The organism is Leptolyngbya sp. FACHB-8 (genome assembly GCF_014695575.1).
GTDB lineage: Bacteria > Cyanobacteriota > Cyanobacteriia > Elainellales > Elainellaceae > Vacuolonema.
Genome location: NZ_JACJOO010000070.1, coordinates 22,714 through 48,339 on the forward strand (window position 1 = coordinate 22,714; position 25,626 = coordinate 48,339).

Below are 25,626 nucleotides of genomic sequence, written 5' to 3' on the forward strand. Positions count from 1 at the left end.
TGAACCATCCAGTTCTATACTAACAGGGGGTTGGGTTTACTCTAAATCAAAATTTGTCGGCAAACCATTGGGCACTTTCCGCAGGAACGGTAAAGCCCACCTCTGGAGGCTGGGACAACCCAGTACTCCAATGTACAGGACTCTACCGCGAATGCCCTACGTAGGGGGATATCTCAAGCAAAATCCGCTGCTAGAGCTATATCCTCCAGCCCTAACTCCTGCTCGACAAACTCCTGAACAAAGCTGCGGTACTCCCGCAAGGTCTCATCGACCCAGCCGCGATCGTGGCTGTCGGCGTAAAGATGCACCAGAGGTTCGCCCGCATCGGGCAGAATCAGAATCCAGCTATCCCGGGCAGGGCTGAAAATTTTCACCCCGTCAATCAATTCCAGGGATTCTGTATTGTGGGTTTCTACCAGATGCCGCATCAGGCCGCCCTTGACGGTCCAGGGGCATCGCACCGTCAGTGCTCGATGGCAAACCCGAGGCAACTCTGTCCGAATTTGAGCGAGGGTGCGGCGATCGTGACGATAGGGTGGCTGCTCTTGTAACGAGAGCATTTCCACCAGCTTTGCGATGCAGAACATGGCATCAAAGCCAGGGTGCAGTTGGGGTAAAATGAAGCCCATTTCGCCACTGCCGCCTAGCACGACGCCAGGAATGGTATGACAGGCCTCCATTAAGGCGGTGGGGTTGGCCTTGGTGCGAACCACGTGGCCTCCGTGGCGACGAGCAATATGCTCGACAGCACTGGCAGCGTTGACGGGTACTACCACGGTTCCACCCGTATGCTGGGCCAAGATCATGTGAACCATTAAGGCTGTTAGTACTTCGCCACGGATGGGGCTGCCCGATTCATCGACCAGCACCAGTTGTTCACCATTGGCAGATACCTGCACGCCAAAGGTTGCTTTGAGGGCTTCGACGACATGGCCCAACTGGCTCAACAGGGCCTCACGGTCAGCCATTGTTGGGGCCGTTGGAGTGAGACTAGCGTTTAACACTACAGCATCGCAGCCGAACTTGGCCAGCATCTGGGGCAACACAGCTCCCGACACCGCATAGGCGTAGTCGATGACAAGTTTCGGGCTGCTATGACGAATCGCATCAACATGCAGCAGACGTTCAAAGCTGGTGCAGTAGATTTCGTTGGCCTGGGTCACGTAGGTAATGTTGCCAATTTCCTGCACCTGAGCCCGCCGGAAGTCTTCTTTGAAGAAAGCGCCTTCAATCTTCTTCTCGCGGGATTTGGTTAGGTTTATCCCTTTAGAGTCGAAAAACTCGATCAAGATGTGGTCAGAGCGCTCAGGGTGTACCCGGACGTGGATACCGCCAGCCACACCTCGGGAAGGAGCCACAGTTCGAGCGACTGGGATAGCAGTGGCTTCCAGATTGTAGATATGGACGCCCACAGACATCAGGCCCGAAATGAGCGATCGCGACACCATACGCGAAATATTACGCTGGTCGCGTGACACACTGACATAAGAGCCGGGCTTGAGAGTTGAGCCAAAGGCCGCTCCCAGGCGCACAGCAAATTCGGGGGTGATGTCCACATTGGCCAAACCCGAAACACCCCGTTGCCCAAATAGGTTACGGTGGGCCGCATGGCCCCAAATCAGGTTCATGTTGACGATGGCCCCCGGATCAATGCGTTTGCTCGGCCAAATTCGCACATCCGGGTTGATGACAGATTCCTCTCCCACCACGGAGAGAGAGCCAACGATCGCCCCTTCCAATACATGGGCGCGCCGATCGATGCGTGTGCCTCGTGCTGCCACACAGGCTCTCAAGTGGGCTTCATCGCCAATGGTGCCCCCATTCCAGATGATGGGCCGCTTCAGGTCGGCATCGCTGCCAATCGTGACGTTGTCACCAATGACGGTGCCTGCTTCGATTTCGACTCGGGGGCCAATCCGGCAATTACTGCCGATCAGGGCCGGAGCCGAGATCCGTACGCTAGGGTCAATATAGGTGTTTTGTCCAATCCAGAGGCCGGGCGATCGCTCCTCGTAGGCCACATCTAGCTTCACCTTGCGTTGCAGGGCCGCATACTGGGCATCACGGTAGGCATCCAGGTGACCCACATCGCACCAATACCCATTGGCTACATAGCCATAGATGGGCATGTTCTTCTCCAGCATCAGTGGAAAGAGATCCTTGGAAAAGTCGGCTTCCCGATTGGGCAGTAGTAGAGACAGGACATCCGCTTCCAGAATGTAGGTGCCTGTATTCACCGTGTCAGAGAAGATTTCGCTGCTAGAAGGTTTTTCAAGGAAGCGACGGATGCGCTGTTGCTCATCCATAATCACAACGCCGAAATCTAGCGGGTTCGGCACAGAGGCCAGCACCAGGGTAGCTTTCCCGCCCTTTTCCCGATGGAAGCGGATGGCGTCAGTCAGATTAATATCGGTAATGCTGTCGCCACTAATGACTAGAAACGTCTCATCCAATAACTCCGCAACGTTGCGAACACAACCTGCCGTACCCAGAGGTTGTTCCTCCTCCACGGCATAGGTCAGCTGCACGCCAAATTCTGCCCCATCGTGAAAGTAGTCACGCATCACGTCAGGTAGATAGTGCAGCGTTGCAATGATTTCGGTGATATGGTGACGTTTCAGCAGATCGATAATGTGTTGAGCAATGGGGCGATTGAGAATCGGCACCATCGGCTTGGGCAGGTCACAGGTCAAGGGTCTTAGCCGCGTCCCCGACCCTCCGGCCATTAGCACTGCTCGCATACGCCCTCCCCTTTGCCTGTGTTTGGTTCAACTATCACGCTGCATACACCTTAAAAAGAGGGATGTTCTCAATCGGAAAATCCCTGGTTCTTGTTCCAATCTAGCCATTCGAGAAGGGGAATGGCTACGCCACAGGTCGACCCGTGAATCTACTTCAACTGTGACAGAAATCCCCGATCTCGACAGGGTTGTAATTTTTTTTTGCATGGCAAATGGTTCCATGCATCAATTTTGTAGCTTTGAAATCAAAATCTACAGATACAGAATGATGCAGGGTGTTATTTGTGCCAAGTTGAACGTGCCAGAAATAACGTCTACGCCCTTACATTCCTTTCCCATCCAATGAGGTATGGGAGGGGAGTGTGAGATCTCCCGCAGTCCCTTCCCATATAGCCCATATAGCAATTATGGCAAAGACTGAGAGTAGGAACCTTAGCATGCAATGTTCCCACCCTCAAGTCTTTGCCATAAGCAACAGCAATTCTCAGCTTTGAAGCCCGAAAATAGCCCGCCGAAGGCGGGCTATTTTCGGGTTGGATTCCAAAATGAGAATTGCTGCATAAGCAATCTTTCGACTGCTGTAGCTGACTTGATTGGAAAATGCTGCAGGAACGTTACATCGGAGTTACAGAATCGGTTGACGAAAGACCATTTTGAGAGCCCTCCTTTACACTGAGGGGTAGAGACATTTTCATGGGTTATCCCTGAATTAAGGAGATGAATTGTGGCAGTACTTATTACTATTCTCGTCCTGGGAGTCTATAGCGGCGGAATGTACAAATTTTGGAAAGGCTTCAATCGCACCAACTTTAGCCAGAATCGTTTAATGCTGACTTTGTGTTGGCCTGTGTTTATTTTTAACCCGTCCTACCGGCAAAACTTTACTCGGGCTCTAAAAGGTTAATGATTGTGGGGCTTAGCGCCCCAATCATTAACTATTTCTGGTGTTTATCGTTCAATCCTCTGTTTTTTGCCGAGCCTCCCCATGTCTAGCTCGTCTGACCGTTCTTCAGCCTCTCAAAATTTGACAAACTTTCTAGCGAATGCCCAAGCGAAGCATCACCGGACCGATGGTTGGCAACCGATGATGGCGGCGATCGCCCAACGGTTCAACCGAGAATATCAGCGTCACCCCTTTGAGGTGCCTGACGAGGTCAAAGAGATGCCCGTTTACCAGGAATGGAAAGCTGGGTTATTGGCAGATAAAACCGTATCGCCTTTCTGGGAGTTGGCTCAACCTCGCAAGCAACAACGCTGTCTTGATATTGGTTGCGGGGTGAGTTTCCTGATTTACCCCTGGCGTGACTGGCAGTCTCTCTTCTTCGGGCAGGACATTAGCACATTTGCTTGTGAAACTCTTAACTCCCGTGGCCCTCAGCTCAACTCCAAGCTGTTTAAGGGGGTGAAGCTGGGGGGAGCGCACGAGTTGCAGTACGAGGGGGACCAGTTTGATCTGGCGATCGCCACTGGCTTCAGTTGCTACTACCCTCTGGACTACTGGTCGGCCGTGCTGGCAGAAGTGCGACGGGTTCTGAAACCCGATGGTCTGTTTGTGTTTGATGTGGTGGATACAGAACTACCCACAGCTGAGAACTGGGCTATTTTGGAAACCTATCTGGGAGCCGAGGTTTTTCTAGAAAGCCAGAACCATTGGCGGCAACTGTTGGAAAGCCAGAATGCCGAGGTGCTAAAGCAGCGGCCGGGAGAAATCTTTCGATTGTTTAAGGTGCGATTCCGCCGGTAGCCTGTCAGTGCTGAACGTGCACCCTGCACCTGTCCCAGGTTAAACTCTGAAGTTCAAACCAAAAGAGTAGGGCTTAGCCCTACTCTTTTGGTTTGAATCAGACCTTTATTCAGTTGGTTTAAAAAGAAAAATGTCTGACCTCATAAGCCCCCAAAGGTCAGACATTTCACCTGTAAGGACGCTTTCCTAACCAGAAAAGCCGATCGACTTGATTGCCCCCTAGTCTTCACGACCTTTCTGAATGCGTTCTCCAGAAGTGATCTCATTGTGCATGGTTTAGCAGCTTTTTCACGTCCAGACATATACGGAATTTGTAACTTTTACCTCCAGCAATCCCTGAACCCACTCCGTGATTCCCGTAGTCTCCACTATTTCAGCAAACTCAAGCTGGAGTCTTCCTGTTACGGCTAGTGACAAATCTAAGCGTTAATCAGGATGAGTGGCCAGCAATTCTTATTTTGAAATCAGGCCCAAAAACCGCGAGCCTTTGGCTCACGGTTTTTGGGCATCAAAGCCAAGAGTTCATGCCCTACGGGCATGAACTCTTGGCTTTGATGCCCATACTGAGAATTGCTGATGAGTGGCTCTACCATTTGGCGAGGACGTTTTGGAGTGTTAGTCTCAAAGGACGTGCTAATGCGCTTTTTACCCTAATCCTATGCTAATTCCGCTAACCCGCGCTAAATTTGAGGAACTCGTTCCCCGTTTCGCTACAGGAGAGCAATATCGCTACGCATCCGGGAAACTACCAGACTTCCTGAGACGCTTACTCATTTCCGTGGTGGGGTTACTGGTGGCATTTTTTTTCCGGGCCATCCTACCTGAAAGCTTTGCCATTTTGGAGTTTTTGTTGGGAATTACGACGGGCCTCTATTGGCTCTGGAGTCCTATCTACTGGGCCAGCCGTCGCAATGCTGAGATACGCCGTTATCCCTACGCAGGATTTTTGCAAGGAGAGGTGCTGGATGCTTTCCCAAGCGAGGAAGTGATTGGTACTGAGGAGACAGTGAACAAACGGGGGGAGTTGGTTGTTATCGAGAACCGAGAACGGCGGCTCAATTTAGAAATTGGAGATGAGGAGGGGTTTACAACCTTTTTGCAGGTCCCTCTACAACAGGCGCATCGAGCTATTCGACCGGGCGATCGCGCTGAACTGCTTGTAGTGTCCTACCGCCCTGACCTGAGCCGTATTGAGATGGTGTCAGATGTTTATCTGTCGGATTACAGTTTGTGGGTTAGCGATTATCCTTATGTCCGGCGTGACATGTTCGTTGAAGTCAGCCATCGTCTCGATCAGGAGTACGCACCACCACCGCCACCGCCCCGCCGTCGTCGCCGTAGCCAAAGTCGCCGCTGATGCTAGTCCTACGTGACCGAAATCAACCCCTTTGAAAGAGAGTGGGTGCGAAGCACTCACCCTCTTTCAAATATAGGATTAAGCCGTCGAGTATTTGGGTATAGCCTGACGTAGTCTGATTCTGAGCGTACAGCACTATAGAAGCAAGGGTTGGAGTTTCACTCCAACCCTTGTCTTTGGGCCTCATGTAAGTGCTTATAGCAATGTGCAAGTGCGTTAAGCATAGCAATGGTGGTGTGGGGCACGAAGTGCCCCACACCACCTTACTTAATCAACGTGCACAGCGCTATAGGACTGCAGTCTGTGCCTATCGGCGGCGAACTGCAATGGTGTAAGAGGGACGCTGCTTGGCTTCCCGCTGGGTCTTCACTAGACGGAAGTCATGATCCACATACACGTGCTCAAACAGCGGAGTTGCTCGGTAAGTCTTTTCAAAACGTTTGCGAGCATTGGAATCTAGTTTTTGCAGTTCCAACTCTCCATCAGACTCAGCCTTCTCTAGAATCTCTTGCAGACGTGTTTCGACGACGTTGTCAAACCACTCTTCAGCCCGGTCAATAGTGAGGGGAATAATGCGGCGGCGGAATGCCTGCTCAATTCCGATGTTTTTGATGCACCACTGTCCATCTTCCACGGCGAAGGATTGCATCACCATAAAATCATAGGCTGCTAGCAATGCCGAGAAGCGATTAAGGAACGAGAACTGGTTACCGGGGGCGTAGCGGGCAATATTAGCGTAATAACCATGCTCTCGGAAGATTTGATACGACTGGTGGTGAACTCGGCCAGGCAGCGTATCGTGGAACGGAATGGTAGACCATACAGGCGACCAGACGCCCAATACCACTGGAATTTGATCTTCAGGAACGGGGAATGGATTGCGCCGCTGCAACTCTTCGGCATAGGGCGTCAGTACATCTTTGAAGAAAGCGACTTTCTCCTTCAGAGGCTCAGCATCTCGACCGTTGATTAACTCCAGCACCTCTTGCTTTAGCTCATCAGTGGTGCGATCGCTTAGCTTATTGGGGCTAACAACAATTCCAACCATGGTGGTACTCCAGAGTGATTTAGATACGAGATGGATGCGTTGAAAAGAGAGTGGTAATCTTACGAGCGCTGCTCGCAACAGTTACCGGTTTGAAAACTTCAGGAGACGGTGGCTAGCATGACTTCTTGCCGAATCCAGTTCAGTAGTTCGCCGTTAACCCGTTCAGGGCACTCGTCATGAGCACAGTGCCCGGCGTCTTCCAATTCAATGAGTTTCAAGGTGGGGTTGTATTGCAGATAGCGGCGGGCCAGCTGGCTAGGAACCATGCGATCGCACTTGCCCCACAGTAGGAGTGATGGAATCTTGAGCTGACTCAGAATCACGGGAATGTTGAGATGACATTGGGGGCTCAAAATCGCTTTGAGAATGGCGCAAAAGGCTCGGGCAGAATCCTTTTCTCGTGCAGGTTTGAGCAGAATCTCTAGCAATTCATCGGTGATAGCTTCCCCACAGGCATAGGCAACCTTGGCCCATTGGCGCACGATCCAGGGTTGCCGCAGAACATGAAAGAGGGGTTCCAGAATAACAGGGGAGAGAATGCACTGGTGAATCTTGGCGATCGCCCACTGCACCAGCTGCGGAATGGATTCTTGTTGTAAGGAGGTGTCAGGCAGGCTAATCATGGCAATCCCACGCACCATTTCTGGATACTTAGAAGCCAGTGCCAGACAGGTTAGAGACCCCAAAGAGTTACCTACCAGAACCACAGGGACCTTAACGACTGATTTCCAAAACTCATAAACTTGCTCGGCCCACAAATCGAGCGAGTAGGAAACATCCGGTTTGTCCGATGCACCAAAGCCCAGCAGATCAATTGCATAGACACTATGGTGTTGACCTAAAACCGACATGTTTTGCCGCCAGTGTCCAATTGACCCACCAAAGCCATGAATCAGAATCATAGGCACTTCGCTCTGTTCATTCAGCACAGCCGCATGGTGAATATTCCAGCCTTGCCAGGTCAAACTCTGCTGTTGTTTCCATCCTTCCAAAGGTTCTAGAACGACTTCTTCGGTAATGGTGATAGTGTTTGGCCGTATATCAGAGAGCTGCCCAACAGCATCAGAAAACTCATTCGTGTTGTTATTCAACTCAGCGACCCATTGCTCTAGCTCACCTCGCTCAGTCACTACAGCAGCGAAAGGCAAGCCCGCGACTAAACAAGCAACCTGCACCCATAGGAAAAAGCCCATTGCCTCATTTTGGCCAATCGCAACACCCACAAGAAACAAGGAAAAGGGAATTGCAGTGACTGCTAAAACAAGATAAGCTTTTACACCTTTTCCATAGGATTCTAAGGTTTCATTTAGCTGTTCAATGTCCCGTCTGAGAGATTCCCAAAATCCAAGAATCTCTACAGTCTGCTCGCTGCCCATGATGTCCTTGCCTTGCTTTTTGATGCGTAGTTAAGAGCTAAAAGAAGTGAATTAGGGAACTTAATTAACACTTCTTTGGAAGCGAAAAAAACAGAGTTCGGTGAATGCGAAAAAAAATATAACCCTGTTATTAAGAATCTTGTACTTAATTCAGTTGAATAACCTCTTCCTGCGGGGATATGTGGCGATCACCCATTCAGGGTAAGCTCCGAAGAGCCCTAGTAGTAGGCCTTTCAGTAACTAGCTTGTCTGCCATTTTATATAATCCATTGTCTATAGTTGAAAAACTAAAAGTGATAGAAAAGCACTCTTCAAATCAACCTTGAGAGTTAGAAAAGTATTAGAAGTACGGCTATAGCTGTAAAGCTTGTAACAAAAGGGGAGAGGGAAGCAAAGTTTTCCTTTCCTTTCATTCAACTATTTAGGTCGATCGGAATAGGCCTTTCTATTACATCGCAATCTTTAGTATTCTTTGGCAGATGAAGTGAAATGCGTCTGTCCTTTTCTCCAGACAACATTTACAAACTAAACAAGAACGCTATAACGACGTTGATTGATCAGTAGGCGACATAATTCAATATGGAGCCAAAATGCTGAGCTACTCGTGCAGAGAACGGTACAGCATCTTAGGTTTTATGGTGATTTGAGGTGGGCCGCTTACCGAAAGGAGAGAGGTAGCGGACAACACGGTTCTTCTCCTTTCAACACAAGTGCGTGGTAACCGCCAGAGCATTCTGCGTTTACAGCACTGATTATTTCTGAAGAGCCTTTGGAGTAAAGCTTTTCAGAAATAATCAGTTTTAACTCAGCATTAGTTCGGACAGTTTTTCTGAAACCCTTGATTTTGCGTGCGCTTCGCGCACGCAAAATCAAGGGTTTCGGAAAAACTGTCCAGAGTATTGCTCAGGTGAAACCGCAACATCCTACCTGCCAGAATTTGGCAGCCTGTCAAAATTGATAGGGTGAACTGCTAGATTCCTAAGACTTATGGCATCCGATGTGGCTTTGAATGTTTAAGGTTGTTGCTTGGGCCAGCTGCCTACAGCACATTACTCGCTTCCTTCCCATAGGCTTGCCAGGCCAAATCGACTAGACCGTTGACAATGGCAGCCGCTACGACTGAGTTGCCCTTACGGCCTTCAATTCGAATGTGGGGAATGAGAGAGTTAGTTAGGCGCTCTAAAGCTGCATCCACACCAACAAATCCAGCCGGAGTCCCAATCACGAGTGCGGGTTTGATTTCTTCCGTTTCGATCAGTTCCACCAGGGTCGTGAGGGCGGTTTGCGCCTGCCCTACTACGAAAATGGCTTCTGGGTAGCGCCGTGCCAGGGTTTCGATGCCCCACGCGGCACGGGCTTTTTCTCTCTGGGGACGGGTTAGGGCATCGAGGCTACAGTAGACAGGATTTGCAAAGGTGCTTTGCGTCGTCGGCGTAATCCCGACCTGCACCATAGGAACGTCGACAACAATGGTGCTACGGGCTGCAAGAGCAGCAGCACCCGCTTGAAGGGCACTGTCAGAGAATCGGATCAAGTTTTTGTAATCAAAATCTGCAGTGGCATAAATTACCCGTCGAACAATTTCGTACTCCGACGGGGAAAAGGTATGGGCTCCAATCTCGCGATCGATGATCTGAAGGCTTTGAGCGTCCGTGACGTGCCACTCCATGATAAAACTCAGGTACTCAGGTGATGGGTCAATGAAGGCATATTGACCTTCAATGTTACATAGTTTTGAGGCAGAGCCTGGCGAGTTTCTACAAAACTATGAATTTTGTATGGCTGCTGGGACCTGAGCAGGAAAATCTAAAATTTACATTGACTGCTGCCTTGCAACCGCAAATAATGATTTCAGCTACGTTTGATAGACTAACGCTCCTAATTTTTACTTGCTGAGTGAAGCTATGAAATGGGATGTGGAACTGCGTTTCTACATCCCATTTCATGGGAAAAATTGAACATAAAAATTGCGTAGCACTGCGCTACGCAATTTTTATGTTTGAGCAATAGGGGAATTCTCTAATTTTCGGACGAAGCCGATGGATTCAGCATGGGAGACAGGTAAGCAACCAGAAAACCCATCAAGAAGCCGGCCACGTTACGCGCTAGAGGAAGCCAATCAGAAGTTCGGGTAATCACAGGAGCAATTCCAAACGCAATGAACAGAATGCCCCAGAGAGGTGAGAAAATCAGTGCCCATTGCCACGCGACAATCTGGCCTGACTCACGAGGCTGCGCCGCGAAGCCGCAAATGATACCGCCTAGCACTGAGGTGATTAGCGTTAAAATCCACTGCTCTTTGGGAAGGCCAGGAACAACATTACAGCCACCCTGTCGAAGGCACTCCTCGACTGACGTTAATGCGCCAAGAATAGAACCGTCTTCCCCTTGCTCCCGGACAAAGAACTGATTGCCGTAGCGGGTTTGAAGCTCAATCCAAAAGGTGCGGGGAAGTAACTCGTAAAACGCGTCTCCCACACTGAAATTCAGCAAATTACCACCCCGTGGGTCGGCAACGAGGAGTAAGCTTTTTTCGTCAAGCTTCCAAAAATCCTTAACAGCACGACCCGGCGTGCGATCGAACTGGGTTAGCACGCGTAGCTTCCAGCCCGTTTCCTGCTCAAACTCATCCAGATGGCGGTCGAGATCTTCCTGCTGAATAGAAGTTAAGGAGTCCGCCAGGTCGATGATGTTGGTGGGATTGTCAGGTAACAACTCAGGGTTATCGTAGGCCCAGGCAGCGGGAGCGATCGCCCAACTCAACGCTACCAAAGCAACTATCACCACACCTTTAAGCACTTTGTTGAACTGCGATCGCACCGATATCATATTCAACCCGGCCTCGAACTATTGGATCGATATACTAAACCCGAATTCTAAGTCACGACAAATCATGAAGAAGAAATGCCAGTTATTTACAATTCGTAACTCTAATTTAATATAAAATCGAGGTTTATGGCTATGGGGCAAGCATCTTCATGGGGTCAAATGGCCCTTGTTGAGCATGAATTAAGGCCAAAGTTCCTCTGTACCAAGGGCTACGAGATTTTTGTAAATCTCGTACTTAACGTTCGTTAAACTTTAGGGCTAGGTTTCCAACCGTACACAAGGCATTAGGTGTGAAATATTCTATACCTTATGTACTGAACCCATTTGTGCACTGCTGTAGTACCCCATTTGGGTTATGGTATGGCCTTATGAAAAAATCTGGGCTTGCGATCGCCTCTCGAATGCCAGCGATCGCAAGCCCAGTTCTGAAACATTAGTAGCGGCCGTGTTTCTTGGAAAATGGTACTTTGTTCCTGGGGTGGGCCATGACCATTTGACCTTCAACACTTTATACGGCTCGCCTTTGCGAAGGCTGATGCCATATTGTCTGTTCTTACAAAAGCCCTGCGCTGTTATACAGAGTCGGCGTTCTGCGATCGCCCTCGATGCCCAGGTCGTTCTGGGTTGCCATAAGATGGCTCCTCGAAGTCTTCATCGTAGGCGGCGAGCTCTTCGGCGTCATAGTCTTCGTAGTCGTAGTCGTCTGACAAATCCTCAATGGCATGGGTCGTACTGGCAGGAAGCTGATCATAAACCCGTTCCGCTTCTTCGTTCCAGGCAGTGTTGCCATTGGGAGATTGGGTAAACGACTGCCAAGCCGCGCGAAAGCCGACCATAAAGCTGCGTGTTGTCTTTTGGGCTTTTTGGGCTCTTTGCCGTACCGAGGTGACGCTACGATCGACCTGCCGAACAATACGTCCGGCACTCTGAACACCTTCGCTGACTTCATCCGTCAGGTCCGTAATTTCTAACCCCGTTAAGCGAATCGCCTCCAGCGTTGGGGGCAGTTCGCGGTTGAGTGTGTCAAACAATTTTTCGGCACTACGGGCGGCCCGTGCCAATTCTCTCAAGGCCGGAAGGGCCGCCATCAACACTGCAGTGAGGGAAACGGCCACCAGGAGGAGTGATAGTCCCAGCCAAAATAGGGGGTCAACCACGGCGCTTGCTCAATTACGCAGGGTCACGGGGATGGGAGGCAACCTCAGTTGCCTCAGCCTGAGGGCGTTCACGTTGGCTGGCTTCAACCCCAACGGCGATCGCCTGCTTCAGACGTGTTAAGGTGCCATCCCAGTTCTGAACGGCTTTGCCCGACAATCGACCCGCCTGAAGTTGGACGGAAGAGGAGAGATCCTCTGCCAGTTCAGGCAGTGCATCCGCTGACTTTTTGAGCAGTTTTCGGGTTTCACGACCCGAACGGGGGGCTAGCATCAGCCCGGTTACGGCACCCGCTGCCGCACCTAATAACATACCCACGACAAATGCTCCGCTTGCTCCTGAACGATTGTCTGCCATGCCTCGCTATCTTGCTCCTGCCAATGGTTGGGCCAGTCAGGCGGCCTTGCGCTTTAAGCTTAACATTCACTGGCTCCAAATGACTGAAAGCAGCGCCCTGGGCCATTAATTCTCATTTTTGTGTTGCAGTATCACTCATTTTGGTGGGTAGAACTTATGATTTTGTCCCCTACTATTGACCTGCTATCAAGACCGTTTTGAGAAACGGCGATCGCGTCTCTTCTGGCGAACCCCCTTTCCCCCAGTCTCCCGCTGCCAAGGTAAGCCACCCCGCCAGAGCGTCAGCCCTAGATTGACAACGGTTAGTGCCTGGCGTACTTGCTGAAGTTGCGGAATCAGTTGTTGATAACGTTGCCGTAACTGAGCCACGCCCAGTTGCCCCTGAAAAATTGCCTCAGGTGCTCCATATAGCACCTGGTGGGTATTTTGCTCAGCGTTGCTCAGCACGTTGGCTGCATGGGATAGAACCTGGCTAAACCGCCAAATCCGCCAGGCCGCATAGAGACATAGCAGAGACAGGACAATGTTCGCCAGCACAACAATCGTCAACATGGAGCAGGGGAAAGCAATGAATACCAAGCAGTGCTTAATCTTCCTTCAATCATCTCATATTCATTTATTCATTTTGTTAGGACAGTAGGAGATTGCCAGCACAGGCTATCTGGAATAGAACTCCTCTAAACTGAAGCCTAACAGACAGGCGTGAGCTACCAGGTCAGGTTCGAGAACCGTAAAACAGCATTTTCCTTGTAAAAACCTGAGGATACCGCCTATGTTGGTCAACCGTGGGGCCCGCTGGAAAACCTGGATTCCTCGATGGCGGCGATGGTCATCGCTCCTTGTCTTAGGGGTGTGCGTTCTGTTGGGTGTGATGTTAGCGATCGCCCCATCCCTCCAGGCGCAAACCGACGAGATGGCTGTCGATGCAAGCATTATCGACATGGAGCGACGACTGGAAGGAGAGTTTGAACAGTACTTTGATCGGGATCTTCCAGCTGATCAACAGAATCCTGATCAAATTGCAGCTACTCTGACACGCATCGGGCAGGAGACGGGAACCCACCCGGCCGTGCTCTGGGTAACGCCCAAGCCTGATAGCCTGCGTTTGGTACTGATTACTTCTGGGCACCGTCCCGTTGTGGTGGAATCCAGTGAAGTACCACAAGCCCTGCTTCAGGAGACGGTGCGGTCTTTTCAACGAGACATGACTCGGGGGAACCGTCGTGTTTCCCTGGACAATGCCCAGCAACTGCACCGCTGGATCATTGAGCCGTTTGAATCGGAATATCTGCGGCCCCAGGGCATTGATAGCTTGCTGTTTTGTTTGAGTGATGGAGCTCGAGGGTTAACGCTGGCGGCTCTCCATGATGGACAGCAGTTTTTACTTGAAAAGTACGCGCTGACGCGTATTCCGGCTTTTAATCTAATCCATACAAATGTCACCAATATCCAGCAGGGCGAGTTGCTGGCGATGGGAGCTTCCGAATTTCAGCAGCTCAATCCGTTGCCAGCGGTTCCGGTCGAGCTCTCGACAATTACAGCGCAAATGGAGTCTGTGCCCGGGACTAACATCACCTGGGATGCCCAAACTTTCTTGAATGAGGAATTCACTCTGGATAATTTCCAGGCCAAGTTGGCAGAGCGACCCTATGATATTGTGCACCTGGCGACCCATGCGGAGTTTCAGCCTGGTAAGCCCGATCGCTCCTTCATCCAATTTTGGGATGCTCGACTGACCCTGGAGCAGATGGGCGTCATGGATTGGCATACAGATCAACTGGAATTGCTGGTGCTAAGTGCCTGTCGTACGGCTGTGGGAGATGCTCAAGCAGAGTTAGGCTTTGCAGGGTTGGCCTTGCAATCGAATGTGAAAAGTGCCCTTGCCAGCTTGTGGTATGTCAGCGATGCCGGAACGTTGGCTTTGATGACGGAGTTTTATCGACAATTGGCGATCGCCCCCACCCGTGCCGAAGCCCTACGCCAAGCCCAACTGCGCCTGCTACGAGGGGATGTACGATTTGAGGGAGACCAACTTCTGATGTCTCGGGGGGCCATTCCTCTTCCCAAGCCCCTTGCCTTTCGTACGGAAAGGGATTTATCTCACCCCATTTACTGGGCTGGTTTCTCCTTAATTAGTAGCCCGTGGTAGGCCAATCCGGTAAGGGACGGGAGACGGATGTGAGACGCAGTCCCACACCCATCTCTCGTTTCTCACTAGATCCGAAAGAGTTATAAATTCTGGACTTACGCATTTGTGTTGTGGGTGGGGTGCTTAGCACCCCACCCACAACACAAATATACGGATAGCGGACTTGCGTAAGTCCTGAAATTGCGTAAGCTATGCCTTATAGCGAATGGCATTGGTAATTGATCCATTCCAGAATGCGGTTCCAGGCCCACCAGGGATCGGGATCTTGGGCCTGGCGCTGGCCAGCTTTGCTGCTGAAGTACCCCACATGGCCACCGTGGGGAGTCAGCATGAGATCGATGGCCGTATTACCCGTGCAGGCAGCCTTTAAATCGGATACGAGAGTAGGGTCGAATAAAGGATCGTCAGCAGCGTAAAGAATAAGAGTTGGTTTCGTCAGTTGGGGTAACAGCGGTAGGGGACTGCTGGCTTTATAGTAGGCCTCGACTGAGGGGAAGCCCAGGCGACCGATCACCAATTCCCGGTCGAAAGCCCAGATGCTATCCACCCGTTCGATGGCGGCCCGATCGATCGCCTCCGGGTAATAGGTATGAAGCTGCCAGGCTAACTGCTTCAGTTGTTGAGTGATGGATTGCTCCAGGCGGCGACCGAAGGGATGGGTCGTTAGATAGGTGAGCGATCGCACCGAATCCAAGCTGGGGCAGATTACCGCCCCACCTCCGATGTCAGCCTCAGCTAGCCTTAAAGTATCCGGCGGTGATTGCCCTGCCTTGATGCCCCACAGCGCTAGCTGCCCCCCCAGAGAAAAACCAGTGAACCAGAAGGGAGCGGGGCATCCCAAATCCTTGGCGATCGCTGCAATATGGACAAAATCTTCCCCTTCGTACAACCCATCGGAGGTGAGTGTAGGGGATAGCTCCGCCGTTTTGCCATGAGCCCGCCAGTCGAAGAGTACTACGGCAAATCCCTGAGCGACTGCCTTACGCCCCAGCAGTTTGAGATACCACTGATTTTCCAGGTTGCCTGTGATGCCATAAGTACCTACCAGTGTTGCCTTCGGGCGATCGGGTATGGCAACTAGGCCATATAACGGTACACCTCCCGCACCCGAGAAAATGTGAGGGTGGTAGTCAGGCTCTGGTTCTGCAAGGGTTTTCTCCCAACTCCGGCTGGCCCATAGGGCGGTGTAGAGAGTCATGGGTAACCCCTGGCGAATAGCCCAGGGTGGGCAATAGGGAATCGGACGCATCGTTCAAGACGGAACACCAGATTTTGAGAATAACTGGAAGTAGAGCGACTGAGATACTTCTTTCAGTGGAAAAGCGAGATACGTGAGCGGATTAATCGTCACAATAATGTTGCGAAATCCACGCTTTGCCAGGAATACGATCGCCCGTCCCACCCAGTCCGCTGACATCACCCCAATGGGGTTGAGATTACTTTTAAAGGGGCCCAAAATCAGCTTTCGGATAACGCAAGGGGCATCCAGGCGGCGCAGGGTGATGAGATGACCCAGAGTCCGCTTGGAGAGTTCATAGAGGGGGCTAATGGCTGGGCCTACTTCCGCTTCAGACGTATTAATCCACAATTCCTTTAATGTGTCGGAATCAGCCGGATCGACCGTGCTGAGAAAAAGCTCTGCTAGGTTCCATGCCGAAAAGGTATTGACCTGGAACGATTTTTGGATGGCAGCAGGGGAGCGATCGCCATGCACATTAATTCCATGATTAATGATGAGAATGTTGATGGATTGCAGGCGATCGCGCAGTTCCTCCTCCTGCCCGGCTTGCCAGCACACCACCTCGACTCCCTCCTGGAAACTACTGTTCTGAGATGTCGTCAGGGCAAGCACCTTCGCTCCTTCTTGGAGGAGGGTACGGGTGAGCGATCGCCCCAGAGTACCGGATGCGCCCGTGATGGCAACCACTTGCCCTGCCAGCCACTGATGCGTTGATGATGCCTGATGATTCATACGCCTTCTGCTGATAAATCGGGTGTCGTGAGCCTTCCGTCACAACTTCTAAGGATTCGTTAGGATGAACCCAAGGACGGCCCAAACCGTTAGTCTAATGTACTGTGACCGTTCACAAACCGACGTTCTGGCGTTTGATTTGGGACTCTAAACTGTTGATCTTTATAGATGAGGAGTAGCCTATGTATCTCGTCACAGGAGCAACCGGAGGACTGGGGCGGCGCATTGTGCAGGTGCTGCGAGAACAAGGTAGCTCCGTGCGAGCCTTTGTGCGGCTTACCTCGAAATACAGCAGCCTGGAACAGCGCGGAGCCGAAGTCTTTATTGGCGATCTACAACAAGAGCGAGATCTTCAAAAAGCTTGCCAGGGTGTAGATTACATCATCAGTGCTCACGGCTCTAATGAAGTGAGTGGTAGTGCGCAAGCCCTTGATTATCGCGCCAACATTGAATTGATTGATCAAGCGAAAGCGAACGGTGTGAAGCACTTCGTGTTCATCTCTGTGCTGGGGGCCGATCGCAACTATGAAGATGCCCCGGTTTTTAAGGCAAAGCGAGCTGTAGAGCGGTATCTCGAAAATAGCGGCGTTCCTTATACAATTTTGCGGCCCTCTGGTTTTGCTTCTAATCTACTGCCTCTAGCAGAACGCTTTCAGCAAACCGGAATTTACGTGCTAATTGGCGATCCCCTTTCCCGCTCGTCTATTGTTAGTACCGATGATTTGGCCCGCATTGCGGCGGCTTCTCCAACGACCGAAGGGGCGCGCAATCAAGTATTTGCTGTCGGTGGGCCTGAAGTTTTAGAGCGGGGTGAGATTCCTAAAATATTTGGGCGCATTTTCAAAAAAGAGCCCATTCTGCTCAATCCGCCTCTCCTGGCTGTAGATGGCATTCGTTCTCTTGTCGGTGTCTTCAATCCAGGAGCGAAAGCTGCTCTCGGCACCTTCCGCACTCTACTCGCCCATGAGTTTTATACCACCCCTGCTGAAGTAGAGCGGCTAGAGTCGGTCTATGGTTTCAAGCTAGAAAGCCTGGAGAGTTTTGTGCGCCGTTATATGGGGTTATGAGTGTAGAACACTGGCGTGGCTATATGCCATGTGATTGAAGACTGCTCTGGCTTTGAGGGGATGAATTGGGCTGAATCTGAAGCCTAGACTGGGATGTCATTTTCCAGTTAAAGCCTGTGCAATACATTCCTTTACTCCTGACCGTGGGGTTACTCCTCCTCTTAATTACCCTGGGTTCGGGGTGGATTGTGCGGTTACCCCTATCCTATGCACTGATTAATTTGATTGTGGGGATCGCCTTGGGTCCCCATGGGATGAGTTGGATTCAACTCCGACCGAATGCCGAGTTTGTGGAACGTCTGGCCGAATTGGTGGTGATTATCTCAGTCTTTAGCTGCGGTCTCAAAATGCATCGCCCTCTAAAACTGGGAGCCTGGCAAACCACCATTCGGTTGATCGGCTTTCTGATGCCATTGTCGATTCTGGCGATCGCCGCAGTCGCTCATTGGCTCGTGGGGCTCGACTGGGGAACCTCTGTTCTATTGGGTGCAATTTTGTCGCCCACAGACCCAGTGTTAGCATCGGAAGTTCAACTCTACCACCCCCATGACAATGATGAAGTTCGCTTTGGCCTGACCTCTGAAGGGGGGCTGAATGATGCTCTGGCCTTTCCCTTTGTTTACTTTGGGCTGTACGCCCTAACCAAAGGGTCGTGGGACAACTGGTTTCGGGAATGGGTCGCGGTGGACCTTCTGTGGGCGATCGCCGCTGGTCTCGTGATGGGCTACATCGTTGCCCAAGGAATTTTATGGTTAAACAGACGCCTGCCCCGCCACCAGCAGGAGGAAGGGGAAATGGAACTGCTGGCCCTCAGCATTGTGTTCATCACCTATACGCTGACCGAAATTGTTAATGGATATGGATTTTTGGCTGTATTCGTTGCAGGGGTTACCATTCGCAAGAGCTACTCCTACGACTCAGAAAAACGCATGGCTCAGCTCTATTTCACGGAGCAAATTGAAAAACTTCTAGAAGTGGGCACCATCCTAATCCTGGGGGCGATGCTTCAATTTACGTCCATTGCAGAAAATTTTTGGGCCGAATTTGTGATGGTTGTGGCGGTGCTGTTTATTGTGCGACCCCTGGGCACGTGGCTCAGTCTTCTCGGCAGTGGATTGCCTCGCACCAGCCAATGGCTCATGGGTTGGTTTGGCATCCGTGGTGTGGGTTCTATTTACTATTTGGCCTACGCCATGGGGAAAGGGTTTGAAGGCCCGCTAGCCGAAAAAACAGCCTGGATTGTTTATAGCGTTATTCTGGTTTCCGTTGTGCTACATGGTATTAGCGCTACTCCTTTGATGCAATGGTACGAAAGCAAGCAGGGGGTGCAGGAGTAAGTAGGCGATCGCTAAACCGAATTCATCGCATGGAGTTGGCCTCCCATCGTCAGGGCTGGTCAACTCCATAGTGTCTAGAGTCTATGACTTAAGGGGTATCTCTTAAGATTGGCCCCCTAAAAAAATCATTTATAGAGAATTACGACTGGCGGCATAGTACGAAAGGAGGAGTACCATTCCCCTCGTCTTCAAACCTTTGATAGAACTACAGGCCCACTTAGGGACAGAGGAGCGTGTAAATAACTGGTATAGACACGCCCATGCAATACCTGTATTGTTTGCTGTCAAAGCATTTCAGAGCTTTAAAAGTGGCATTTTGCCATTCCCAGACTCCCGCTCAAGAAATATATCTCAATAGATATTCAAAATCTGTTCTGAAAAGGTTTTGATCTATCTCATTCAGGCAAGTTGTTGGGAGTGAAAACCATGATCACCGTAGAGAAAGTATTAGAAGTTGCTGCCAGTGCTGGTTACCAGTTTCTGGGAGGAGTTTCTAGTAGTCGAGGTGGATATGCTCTAGCGCACCTGAATGCAGAACAGCCTATCGCTATCTGCAAAACCCTGGATGAGGCACTAGAGTTTCTGTTAGCGCACAGTCAGAGCAGTTCGTAATAGAGTTATTTTTTGTTCACCTTAAGGGGGCGCATCTCAAGGGAAAGATTATTCCATGGCTAGGTCTTGTTCGATTGCACTTAAAGCAGCCTCAACTTCAGGAGAGGGCGATCGCCCCCATTCCATTTCCCGAATCTGTGCCCGATTAATACCCATCGCCAATTCAATCTGGCTTTGTACCGTCTCAATTCTGTCGTACTGGTAATAAAACTCTGGCCCAGGTTTAATGTGCAATGCCAGTTCATCTAAAGCGGCAATCAGTAGGGCTGCGTCTTGATAGGACAGGAAGAGGTTATTCATAGGTTGGGTGTCAAGGGGATAGCGGATTCAGCCAGTGGGGTCAATTGAAATTCTCTTAATTGTATTGGAACAAAAAAATGTGAGGATTTTGTGAGGATGGAATTTAGAACAGGCACTAAGCAAAACTTAGAACCCTAATTGTGTCACTGCTTTGCCGCGGTACAATTAGGGTTCCAAGTTTTGGTACAGGTAAGTGTCAAATAAAATACCAAAGCATCACCATCATCCTGGATTTTTCAAGCTCCAGGTTTTACGCTCAATGTCCCAGGAATTTTGCAGTACTTCAGCGGTTAAGCGAGTTCTGCGTTGACCCAGTTCCGAGATTACAAGCGCCTTAAACCCATAGTCTCCCAATTCGCTGAACCAGAGCGCAATCCCAGTCGCTCGTTCAAAGTCGTCTGGGTTGCTGACATAAATGTAAATTTGCCCCTGTACCGTCAACACCCGAGAAGCGGCAAGCGATTCCTGAATCGCTTCGGGCAACGTTGATAGCACTAGATTAAACCGTAGGCGCTCATCCTCACGCTTCAATAGATCATCCTGTAAGCGCTGACAACAACGCCGGGAGTAATCCCGGCTGTACGAGCGTCCATCAGTAATCTCCAGGCGATCGCAACACAAAGCCTCCAGGGCTGGAGCAACCCAGCGAGCCAGGCGGCAGGTGCGCTTAGCCAGTTTGGCAGTATTAGCAGTAATGGTGAGCGATCGACCCCATCGCTCAATGCGGCGGCCATCCAGCAGGTAATGAAGGGATTCGGGCAGGTTCTCGTGGAGGATTGCCAGCAACGTACTTTTCATCGCGGTGTGGATCAGGGGAGTAAATAGCCAATTTTTGCATGCTCTAGCCTATCTTTCCCAAATTGACCTCAATAATTAGGTAGAGACGAGGCCACTTGTAACTAAATTAAATATTCTGCTCAAAAGCATAAGGAGCCGACGTTCCAGAGGCTGGAGTACAAATATTTGTAACCCTAAAAAGTTTTAGGCAAATAATGCGTTAGTGTAGATCTAGGGGAAGAGAAGGTCAGTGGGGGTCAATCGCTGGCAATTCATCCCCTTTTTTTATGAATGCAGCTTGTGTAAGTTCCTATATGAAGCATGAATGTCAGGTGTGGCGGGTTTACGTTTTTACACCTGACGTTAATACGTGAATCCTGCAATGTTCTGAAACCCCTAATTGCGAGCATTTTGTGTACTCAACAAGGGTTTTGGGAAATGTACAAAATGTGGGTGTTTGGGCAAAAAGTTAGCTGCGCAATTGGATTTTCTCGATTATTATTCCCGCACTGCCCACCAAGGCAGCGATCCCGGCCAGGATTAGCAGTGTAATCAGGGCTAGACGAAGCAGCGGTAGAAGATCCCGGTTACCCTTGCCATTTGGACGCGCATCTTCTGCCAGTTCGCTGAGAGAAACCCCACGCTTGCTGCGAAACAGGCAGAAGGCGATCGCTTGCACTATTCCACCTAAGCCCGGAATCAAAATAGGGGTTGCGAAGCGAATGGGCAAGTTGGTCTTAGAACCCAACAATCCCGTGAAGATGTAAAACACTATAGAGAGGAGGGTTACTGCAAACGGAGTCAGCACCCAGGCATACGCTCTTTGAAGATAGCGGCGTAGCACAAGCCATTGAAAAAACAGCAGGGGTAACGTTCCCGCGATTGCCAGGGGCAGCGGCATGGCATAGTTTCCCCCAAAAGTTTCTAGAAAAGCTGTGGGGTCTTTCTGGGATTGAGCAATCAAGTAATTGGTCCACAGCTCATTCCCCAAATTAATGACTATTTGCCCTAGGGCATTGGCTGCAATCCAATGCCAGGTAGGGATGTAGCGGCGTAACACCAGCCATTGTCCCAGTCCGACTGTTGCTCCTGTCAGCAACCCCTGAACTAACCCCTTCACCATGTCGTCACTCAGGGGAATTGCCCGAAGCGGAAGAGGCCAGAGATAACGGGCAATTAGCCACGAAATAATTGTGACGGCCACATACCCAAGGACAAAGCGTCGTCGTGAAGAAAGTTCGATCAGAAGGGGGCGGGTGCCATCTCCAGGGGAATCACTCGTTGCCGCTATAGGGTTTAGATCAGAGGGGTCAGAGGTCATACGTTACAAATAGACATGGCGATTTCATCCATCTCAGTCTAGGCGCTCTCTCTTAGGTGGTAGATCAGCCACACAAAACATTACAAAATCTTCTCAAGCTATTTTTCCCACATCCAAAACCGTTGTTCTAAAACCTTTTTGGAGTTCCTTCGGTGAGTTGAAGTGAACTCCTTTCGATTCCCACTGATCCGTCTTTCCAGATGTTGGGAGCGCGCTAAATCTGTATGCACAGAGAAAAGACACTTGTACCTTTTCCCACTTCAAAAGGATCGTTTAAGGTATTGAAATCTGTAGAACCTGTTGAATTGTTTATTTGTTGTGCTGTATACGTTGCATGAGTTAAGCATGAGACACAATATTTTGTACGGAATCTATTTATGTAAATTCAATTGTTGTTTGTTATATGGTCTGTATTAGTAATTACTTAAAATTGTATGAATGTGAATCAAGTTTCTGAATGCGCTGCGATCGCCCAAGGTTAACACAAGAGATCAACTTATGTTTAAAAGTGAACTGACTTAGGCCGTGTTTTAAAACTAGCTGAAAGAGTTATTTTTTTGCGCTAAATGCACAAAAAATAACTCTTAAAACAGATCTTAGGCCGTCGAATACGAGTTGATCCAAACTGACGTTACATATGAGTCGGCAGAGAATGGCAGCCTCTGCGAGAATAGAGAACGGATGCCGGGTGCATTCTCTTTCGATATCGCCTTAGTGCTACACCCATCAGGCTTCCTCTATTTGCCACGGAGACCCAATCATGCCTGTTACCGCCCTTTTCAAAAGGCTTAACCTGAAGGAGCAAACCGAGGTTCTGGTTCTCGATGCCCCCGACAGCTTTGAGGCTGAAGTGGAGGCTCTGGATGACGTTCCTGTCTACGATGATGTGCGAGATATCGATGAGATTGCTTTCGCCCTAGTCTTTGTGATGTCGGAGGCCCAGGTGGAAGCTGCTGCTGAGGCGATCGCCCCCAAAGCCCAGGCAGATGCCATTATCTGGTTTGCCTATCCCAAAATCACTTCAAAACGCTATCGCTGTGACTTTGACCGCGACACCGGCTGGGCCGCCCTCGGTGAATTGGGTTTCGAAGGTGTACGCCAAGTGGCGCTCGACGCCGATTGGTCAGCTCTGCGTTTTCGCCGCGTCAATTACACCAAGACTGTGAAGCGCGATCCGAATCAAGCGCAAACGCAGCAGCGAAAGGCGAGGGTTGAGAAGAAGAGTTAATACAATATCTTCTAATTTAGGAGATTTCCAACAATGAAATTACCCCCAGGATGTTGGTGCTTTGCCCGCGAAGCGGGCAAAGCACCAACATCCTGGGTAGATTCTTATGCAGAAACCTCCTTAGTGAGGCATGGGAGAGGAGTGTGGGACAACGATTCACACCCCTCTCCCATACCTCTACTCTTTAGGCAGGACTTACGCCTGTGTGTGGTGTACTACACACAGGCGTAAGTCCTATGAACTGGCAAGGGGTCTAAGAGCTTAAGGCAATTTGTACCCTGTCACTCGCAACGTTAACTCCCCTGATCGCGGATTCTTAGAAAATACAAACGCCCCTTCTTCACTCTCATTGCCAGAGAGAAAGTCAAATTCTTGTTCGCCAGACTCAGCGACCTGACCATTGATGCGCAGCTCGGCCAGAACTCGCACAGACTCAGCAGTGCCGCCGCCTGTATTGGTGAGTTCGAAAGGGACATAATACTGGCCGTTGGCTTCTCGAATATCTTCGGGACGTTCTAATGAGAGTTCGGGAGGGCGATCGCCTTCCTTATTAACCCAGAGGTAAATCACCAGGCCGACGATGCTGGCCAGAATGGTGAGAGCAATGCCGAAGCTCACCCGCTCAGGGAGAGAGCGATCGCCCTGCGTGTTTTTCTGTTCTGCCTGAGTTGTCTCCGTTGTCTGGCTCATATTGCTAGCCTCCCGGCAGCGCCGCCGATGGTGGCAGGCAGTCCTAAAACAAGGGTATAGCGTAGCCATACACTCCAGGGGTCGCTAAACTGCAGTTGTTGAAAGAACCACAGCATAACGGCGGCGGCGGCCAAGGAGATCAGATAAGCCGCGATGGTTTCGCCTAAGGGGCGTTGAAAGATTCCTTTCTGCTGCATCCGTTGTTGCTGCTTGGCAAAGCCCGCTTCAAACACGATGCCGTAGGAGATCAGCAGCGAAATGACAATAATGCCCAACAACCAGGGGATTGGTATTGCGGCTGCTAGCATCGGTACTTCATCGGTGGGAGCAATGTTAAAGGCAATGATGGTACTGCCAATCAGAGTTGCACCAATGTCTGAGAAGGTTGCATACAGTTCACCGGAAGGTTGAGCGGTGCTAGCCGGGGTGTTGGAGTTAGATTCAGTATTACGATCGCCCCGCAAAAATTGATTGGCCAGGGCTATTCCCAAGGTGAAGGGTAGGCTTTCATAGACCAATTTCCCTAATGCCTCGTCCATTGGGGTTCGCAGGGTAATCTCCTGCAGTAGCACCAGAATTAATGCCGTACAAAGCAGGCCTAGAGCGATCGCCTCCACACTATCGATAGCAGCCTGCCGAGAGCCATTGCCCTGCACATGTCGAAAACCTTCTGTGCGGTTGAGCAGAAATACCACGATATAGGTTACGACCAGGGCACCCAGTATCATGGGCGGGCTTACGAATGACCCGATCCACCACATCTCCATGGTGTAGAGCAGTGGAATCCCAAACAGAAAACCCCCACATGCTCCGCGTACCAGGTCTTCCGCTTCGGCTTTCCACGCCTGCCGTCGCCGTCGCCGTGCGATCGCTATCGGCATTTCCCCCTCCCTTACAAGACCTAGCCGACTCATCCGTAATCTTTTAGGAATGATAGCTATATCATGTCTAAGAAATTTGGATGTCTAAGCATTGCTCAGAGGTATAACAGCCCACATCTACAGCAGGATGGATCTTTACCTTGGGCTAACGCAACTCGCTCCTGATGTCCTGAAGTTTTTTTGAGGGACGCGCAAAGCGCCCCTCAAAAAAACTTTTGGCGTGCTCTCTGCACACGCCGAAATGGGCTCTTGGGCTTATCCAAAATTGAGGCTAACTAACACAACAAAGGCTATAGAAGCAGTAGTTATGGGAACAGCACAACTCCTGGCTAATGGTGTTACTCGTATACCGCGTAATTGACTCGTTTTGTGTAAGGGTTGATGTCATGCGGGCATACCTAACCTCTCACAGAGCTGCGCTCAATCAAGTTATAGGGCCTCCAATCGAAGGGCTATACCCAGGGGGGATGGCATGGTGCTAAAGGCCACACCATTTCTGATGACAGCTCCCCCATCGGAGAGGAATATTAAAGTCATAACGACTACAAAGAGTGTCTTCCTGTGATATAGTCGTAACAGTTCGTAAGAATTCTGGTCGTAGTTGCCGGAGCTTTGCTGTGCAAGGTTCTGGGCGATTGCCAGTGTTCCACATTGACACAGTTGTTGCAGCTTTGCAGACCCTTTA

At 50.4% G+C, this 25,626-nt stretch carries 23 protein-coding genes; 8 read left to right on the forward strand and 15 right to left on the reverse strand.

The window, feature by feature from the left end:
- Positions 1–173: 173 nt before the first annotated feature.
- On the reverse strand, positions 174–2,741 hold the full coding sequence (locus tag H6F91_RS18850) for a mannose-1-phosphate guanyltransferase (RefSeq protein WP_190773646.1): 2,568 nt from the start codon (positions 2,739–2,741) through the stop codon (positions 174–176).
- A gap of 724 nt (positions 2,742–3,465) precedes the next feature.
- Between H6F91_RS18850 and H6F91_RS18855 the strand changes: the two genes are divergently transcribed.
- The 3 genes from H6F91_RS18855 to H6F91_RS18865 all read left to right on the forward strand — a co-directional run bounded on the left by H6F91_RS18855 (position 3,466) and on the right by H6F91_RS18865 (position 5,842).
- Positions 3,466–3,645: a hypothetical protein gene (locus H6F91_RS18855; protein ID WP_190773647.1), complete on the forward strand. Its 180-nt coding sequence runs from the start codon at positions 3,466–3,468 to the stop codon at positions 3,643–3,645.
- A 180-nt stretch (positions 3,646–3,825) separates the two neighbouring features.
- A complete protein-coding gene (locus tag H6F91_RS18860; RefSeq protein WP_199307922.1) occupies positions 3,826–4,485 on the forward strand; it encodes a class I SAM-dependent methyltransferase in 660 nt (219 codons plus the stop codon).
- A gap of 658 nt (positions 4,486–5,143) precedes the next feature.
- Positions 5,144–5,842, forward strand: coding sequence for a phosphate ABC transporter permease (locus H6F91_RS18865; RefSeq protein WP_190773649.1), 699 nt, complete (start codon positions 5,144–5,146; stop codon positions 5,840–5,842).
- A gap of 307 nt (positions 5,843–6,149) precedes the next feature.
- Here H6F91_RS18865 and H6F91_RS18870 read toward each other — a convergent pair whose 3' ends face one another.
- The 7 genes from H6F91_RS18870 to H6F91_RS18900 all read right to left on the reverse strand — a co-directional run bounded on the left by H6F91_RS18870 (position 6,150) and on the right by H6F91_RS18900 (position 13,159).
- On the reverse strand, positions 6,150–6,890 hold the full coding sequence (locus tag H6F91_RS18870; protein ID WP_190773650.1) for a hypothetical protein: 741 nt from the start codon (positions 6,888–6,890) through the stop codon (positions 6,150–6,152).
- 98 nt (positions 6,891–6,988) lie between these two features.
- A complete protein-coding gene (locus tag H6F91_RS18875; RefSeq protein ID WP_242035869.1) occupies positions 6,989–8,266 on the reverse strand; it encodes an alpha/beta fold hydrolase in 1,278 nt (425 codons plus the stop codon).
- A 1,039-nt stretch (positions 8,267–9,305) separates the two neighbouring features.
- On the reverse strand, positions 9,306–9,935 hold the full coding sequence (locus H6F91_RS18880; RefSeq protein WP_190773651.1) for a precorrin-8X methylmutase: 630 nt from the start codon (positions 9,933–9,935) through the stop codon (positions 9,306–9,308).
- Positions 9,936–10,285: 350 nt separating this feature from the next.
- Positions 10,286–11,095 carry a TPM domain-containing protein gene (locus H6F91_RS18885; RefSeq protein WP_190773677.1) on the reverse strand — a complete coding sequence of 270 codons (810 nt, stop codon included), beginning with the start codon at positions 11,093–11,095 and terminating at the stop codon, positions 10,286–10,288.
- A gap of 572 nt (positions 11,096–11,667) precedes the next feature.
- Complete coding sequence (locus H6F91_RS27985) at positions 11,668–12,252, reverse strand: DUF948 domain-containing protein (protein WP_242035870.1); 585 nt, start codon at positions 12,250–12,252, stop codon at positions 11,668–11,670.
- A gap of 13 nt (positions 12,253–12,265) precedes the next feature.
- The gene (locus tag H6F91_RS18895; RefSeq protein ID WP_190773652.1) at positions 12,266–12,607 is read right to left on the reverse strand and encodes a YtxH domain-containing protein; all 342 of its coding nucleotides are present in this window, start codon (positions 12,605–12,607) and stop codon (positions 12,266–12,268) included.
- Between the two features lie 186 nt (positions 12,608–12,793).
- Positions 12,794–13,159 (reverse strand): hypothetical protein, encoded by a 366-nt coding sequence (locus H6F91_RS18900; protein WP_190773653.1) that lies wholly within the window; start codon positions 13,157–13,159, stop codon positions 12,794–12,796.
- Between the two features lie 220 nt (positions 13,160–13,379).
- Here H6F91_RS18900 and H6F91_RS18905 point away from each other — a divergent pair, with 220 nt between their 5' ends.
- Entirely contained in the window at positions 13,380–14,756 is a 1,377-nt protein-coding gene (locus tag H6F91_RS18905; RefSeq protein WP_190773654.1) for a CHAT domain-containing protein, read from the forward strand.
- Positions 14,757–14,952: 196 nt separating this feature from the next.
- Here the strand turns inward: H6F91_RS18905 and H6F91_RS18910 are convergent, their stop codons facing one another.
- Together H6F91_RS18910 and H6F91_RS18915 are read right to left on the reverse strand one after the other, a co-directional pair.
- Entirely contained in the window at positions 14,953–16,005 is a 1,053-nt protein-coding gene (locus tag H6F91_RS18910; RefSeq protein ID WP_190773655.1) for an alpha/beta fold hydrolase, read from the reverse strand.
- 3 nt (positions 16,006–16,008) lie between these two features.
- A complete protein-coding gene (locus H6F91_RS18915; protein ID WP_190773656.1) occupies positions 16,009–16,728 on the reverse strand; it encodes a bifunctional sterol desaturase/short chain dehydrogenase in 720 nt (239 codons plus the stop codon).
- Positions 16,729–16,910: 182 nt separating this feature from the next.
- Between H6F91_RS18915 and H6F91_RS18920 the strand changes: the two genes are divergently transcribed.
- The 3 genes from H6F91_RS18920 (at position 16,911) to H6F91_RS18930 (ending at position 19,744) form a co-directional block, all read left to right on the forward strand.
- Positions 16,911–17,795, forward strand: coding sequence for an SDR family oxidoreductase (locus H6F91_RS18920; protein WP_190773657.1), 885 nt, complete (start codon positions 16,911–16,913; stop codon positions 17,793–17,795).
- Positions 17,796–17,911: 116 nt separating this feature from the next.
- A complete protein-coding gene (locus H6F91_RS18925) occupies positions 17,912–19,132 on the forward strand; it encodes a cation:proton antiporter (RefSeq protein ID WP_190773658.1) in 1,221 nt (406 codons plus the stop codon).
- Between the two features lie 426 nt (positions 19,133–19,558).
- Entirely contained in the window at positions 19,559–19,744 is a 186-nt protein-coding gene (locus H6F91_RS18930) for a hypothetical protein (protein ID WP_190773659.1), read from the forward strand.
- 48 nt (positions 19,745–19,792) lie between these two features.
- Here the strand turns inward: H6F91_RS18930 and H6F91_RS18935 are convergent, their stop codons facing one another.
- From H6F91_RS18935 to H6F91_RS18945, 3 genes are all read right to left on the reverse strand, one after another.
- A complete protein-coding gene (locus tag H6F91_RS18935) occupies positions 19,793–20,044 on the reverse strand; it encodes a hypothetical protein (protein WP_190773660.1) in 252 nt (83 codons plus the stop codon).
- A 222-nt stretch (positions 20,045–20,266) separates the two neighbouring features.
- On the reverse strand, positions 20,267–20,842 hold the full coding sequence (locus H6F91_RS18940; protein WP_190773661.1) for a hypothetical protein: 576 nt from the start codon (positions 20,840–20,842) through the stop codon (positions 20,267–20,269).
- A gap of 448 nt (positions 20,843–21,290) precedes the next feature.
- A complete protein-coding gene (locus H6F91_RS18945) occupies positions 21,291–22,142 on the reverse strand; it encodes a hypothetical protein (protein WP_190773662.1) in 852 nt (283 codons plus the stop codon).
- 760 nt (positions 22,143–22,902) lie between these two features.
- Between H6F91_RS18945 and H6F91_RS18950 the strand changes: the two genes are divergently transcribed.
- A complete protein-coding gene (locus H6F91_RS18950; protein ID WP_190773663.1) occupies positions 22,903–23,370 on the forward strand; it encodes a hypothetical protein in 468 nt (155 codons plus the stop codon).
- A 261-nt stretch (positions 23,371–23,631) separates the two neighbouring features.
- On the opposite strand, the gene H6F91_RS18960 is transcribed toward H6F91_RS18950, so the two are convergent.
- A complete protein-coding gene (locus tag H6F91_RS18960) occupies positions 23,632–24,060 on the reverse strand; it encodes a TIGR02588 family protein (RefSeq protein WP_190773665.1) in 429 nt (142 codons plus the stop codon).
- Positions 24,057–24,941 (reverse strand): TIGR02587 family membrane protein, encoded by an 885-nt coding sequence (locus H6F91_RS18965; RefSeq protein ID WP_190773678.1) that lies wholly within the window; start codon positions 24,939–24,941, stop codon positions 24,057–24,059. Before H6F91_RS18965 ends, H6F91_RS18960 begins: the two co-directional genes overlap by 4 nt.
- Positions 24,942–25,626 lie beyond the last annotated feature (685 nt).

Bases quoted from the DNA above. Each gene is read 5' to 3' on its own strand.
- H6F91_RS18850 (WP_190773646.1), bottom strand. From the start codon at position 2,741: ATGCGAGCAGTGCTAATGGCCGGAGGGTCGGGGACGCGGCTAAGACCC.
- H6F91_RS18860 (WP_199307922.1), top strand. From the start codon at position 3,826: ATGATGGCGGCGATCGCCCAACGGTTCAACCGAGAATATCAGCGTCAC.
- H6F91_RS18865 (WP_190773649.1), top strand. From the start codon at position 5,144: ATGCTAATTCCGCTAACCCGCGCTAAATTTGAGGAACTCGTTCCCCGT.
- H6F91_RS18870 (WP_190773650.1), bottom strand. From the start codon at position 6,890: ATGGTTGGAATTGTTGTTAGCCCCAATAAGCTAAGCGATCGCACCACT.
- H6F91_RS18875 (WP_242035869.1), bottom strand. From the start codon at position 8,266: ATGGGCAGCGAGCAGACTGTAGAGATTCTTGGATTTTGGGAATCTCTC.
- H6F91_RS18880 (WP_190773651.1), bottom strand. From the start codon at position 9,935: ATGGAGTGGCACGTCACGGACGCTCAAAGCCTTCAGATCATCGATCGC.
- H6F91_RS18885 (WP_190773677.1), bottom strand. From the start codon at position 11,095: ATGATATCGGTGCGATCGCAGTTCAACAAAGTGCTTAAAGGTGTGGTG.
- H6F91_RS18895 (WP_190773652.1), bottom strand. From the start codon at position 12,607: ATGGCAGACAATCGTTCAGGAGCAAGCGGAGCATTTGTCGTGGGTATG.
- H6F91_RS18900 (WP_190773653.1), bottom strand. From the start codon at position 13,159: ATGTTGACGATTGTTGTGCTGGCGAACATTGTCCTGTCTCTGCTATGT.
- H6F91_RS18905 (WP_190773654.1), top strand. From the start codon at position 13,380: ATGTTGGTCAACCGTGGGGCCCGCTGGAAAACCTGGATTCCTCGATGG.
- H6F91_RS18910 (WP_190773655.1), bottom strand. From the start codon at position 16,005: ATGCGTCCGATTCCCTATTGCCCACCCTGGGCTATTCGCCAGGGGTTA.
- H6F91_RS18915 (WP_190773656.1), bottom strand. From the start codon at position 16,728: ATGAATCATCAGGCATCATCAACGCATCAGTGGCTGGCAGGGCAAGTG.
- H6F91_RS18920 (WP_190773657.1), top strand. From the start codon at position 16,911: ATGTATCTCGTCACAGGAGCAACCGGAGGACTGGGGCGGCGCATTGTG.
- H6F91_RS18930 (WP_190773659.1), top strand. From the start codon at position 19,559: ATGATCACCGTAGAGAAAGTATTAGAAGTTGCTGCCAGTGCTGGTTAC.
- H6F91_RS18935 (WP_190773660.1), bottom strand. From the start codon at position 20,044: ATGAATAACCTCTTCCTGTCCTATCAAGACGCAGCCCTACTGATTGCC.
- H6F91_RS18940 (WP_190773661.1), bottom strand. From the start codon at position 20,842: ATGAAAAGTACGTTGCTGGCAATCCTCCACGAGAACCTGCCCGAATCC.
- H6F91_RS18945 (WP_190773662.1), bottom strand. From the start codon at position 22,142: ATGACCTCTGACCCCTCTGATCTAAACCCTATAGCGGCAACGAGTGAT.
- H6F91_RS18950 (WP_190773663.1), top strand. From the start codon at position 22,903: ATGCCTGTTACCGCCCTTTTCAAAAGGCTTAACCTGAAGGAGCAAACC.
- H6F91_RS18960 (WP_190773665.1), bottom strand. From the start codon at position 24,060: ATGAGCCAGACAACGGAGACAACTCAGGCAGAACAGAAAAACACGCAG.
- H6F91_RS18965 (WP_190773678.1), bottom strand. From the start codon at position 24,941: ATGCCGATAGCGATCGCACGGCGACGGCGACGGCAGGCGTGGAAAGCC.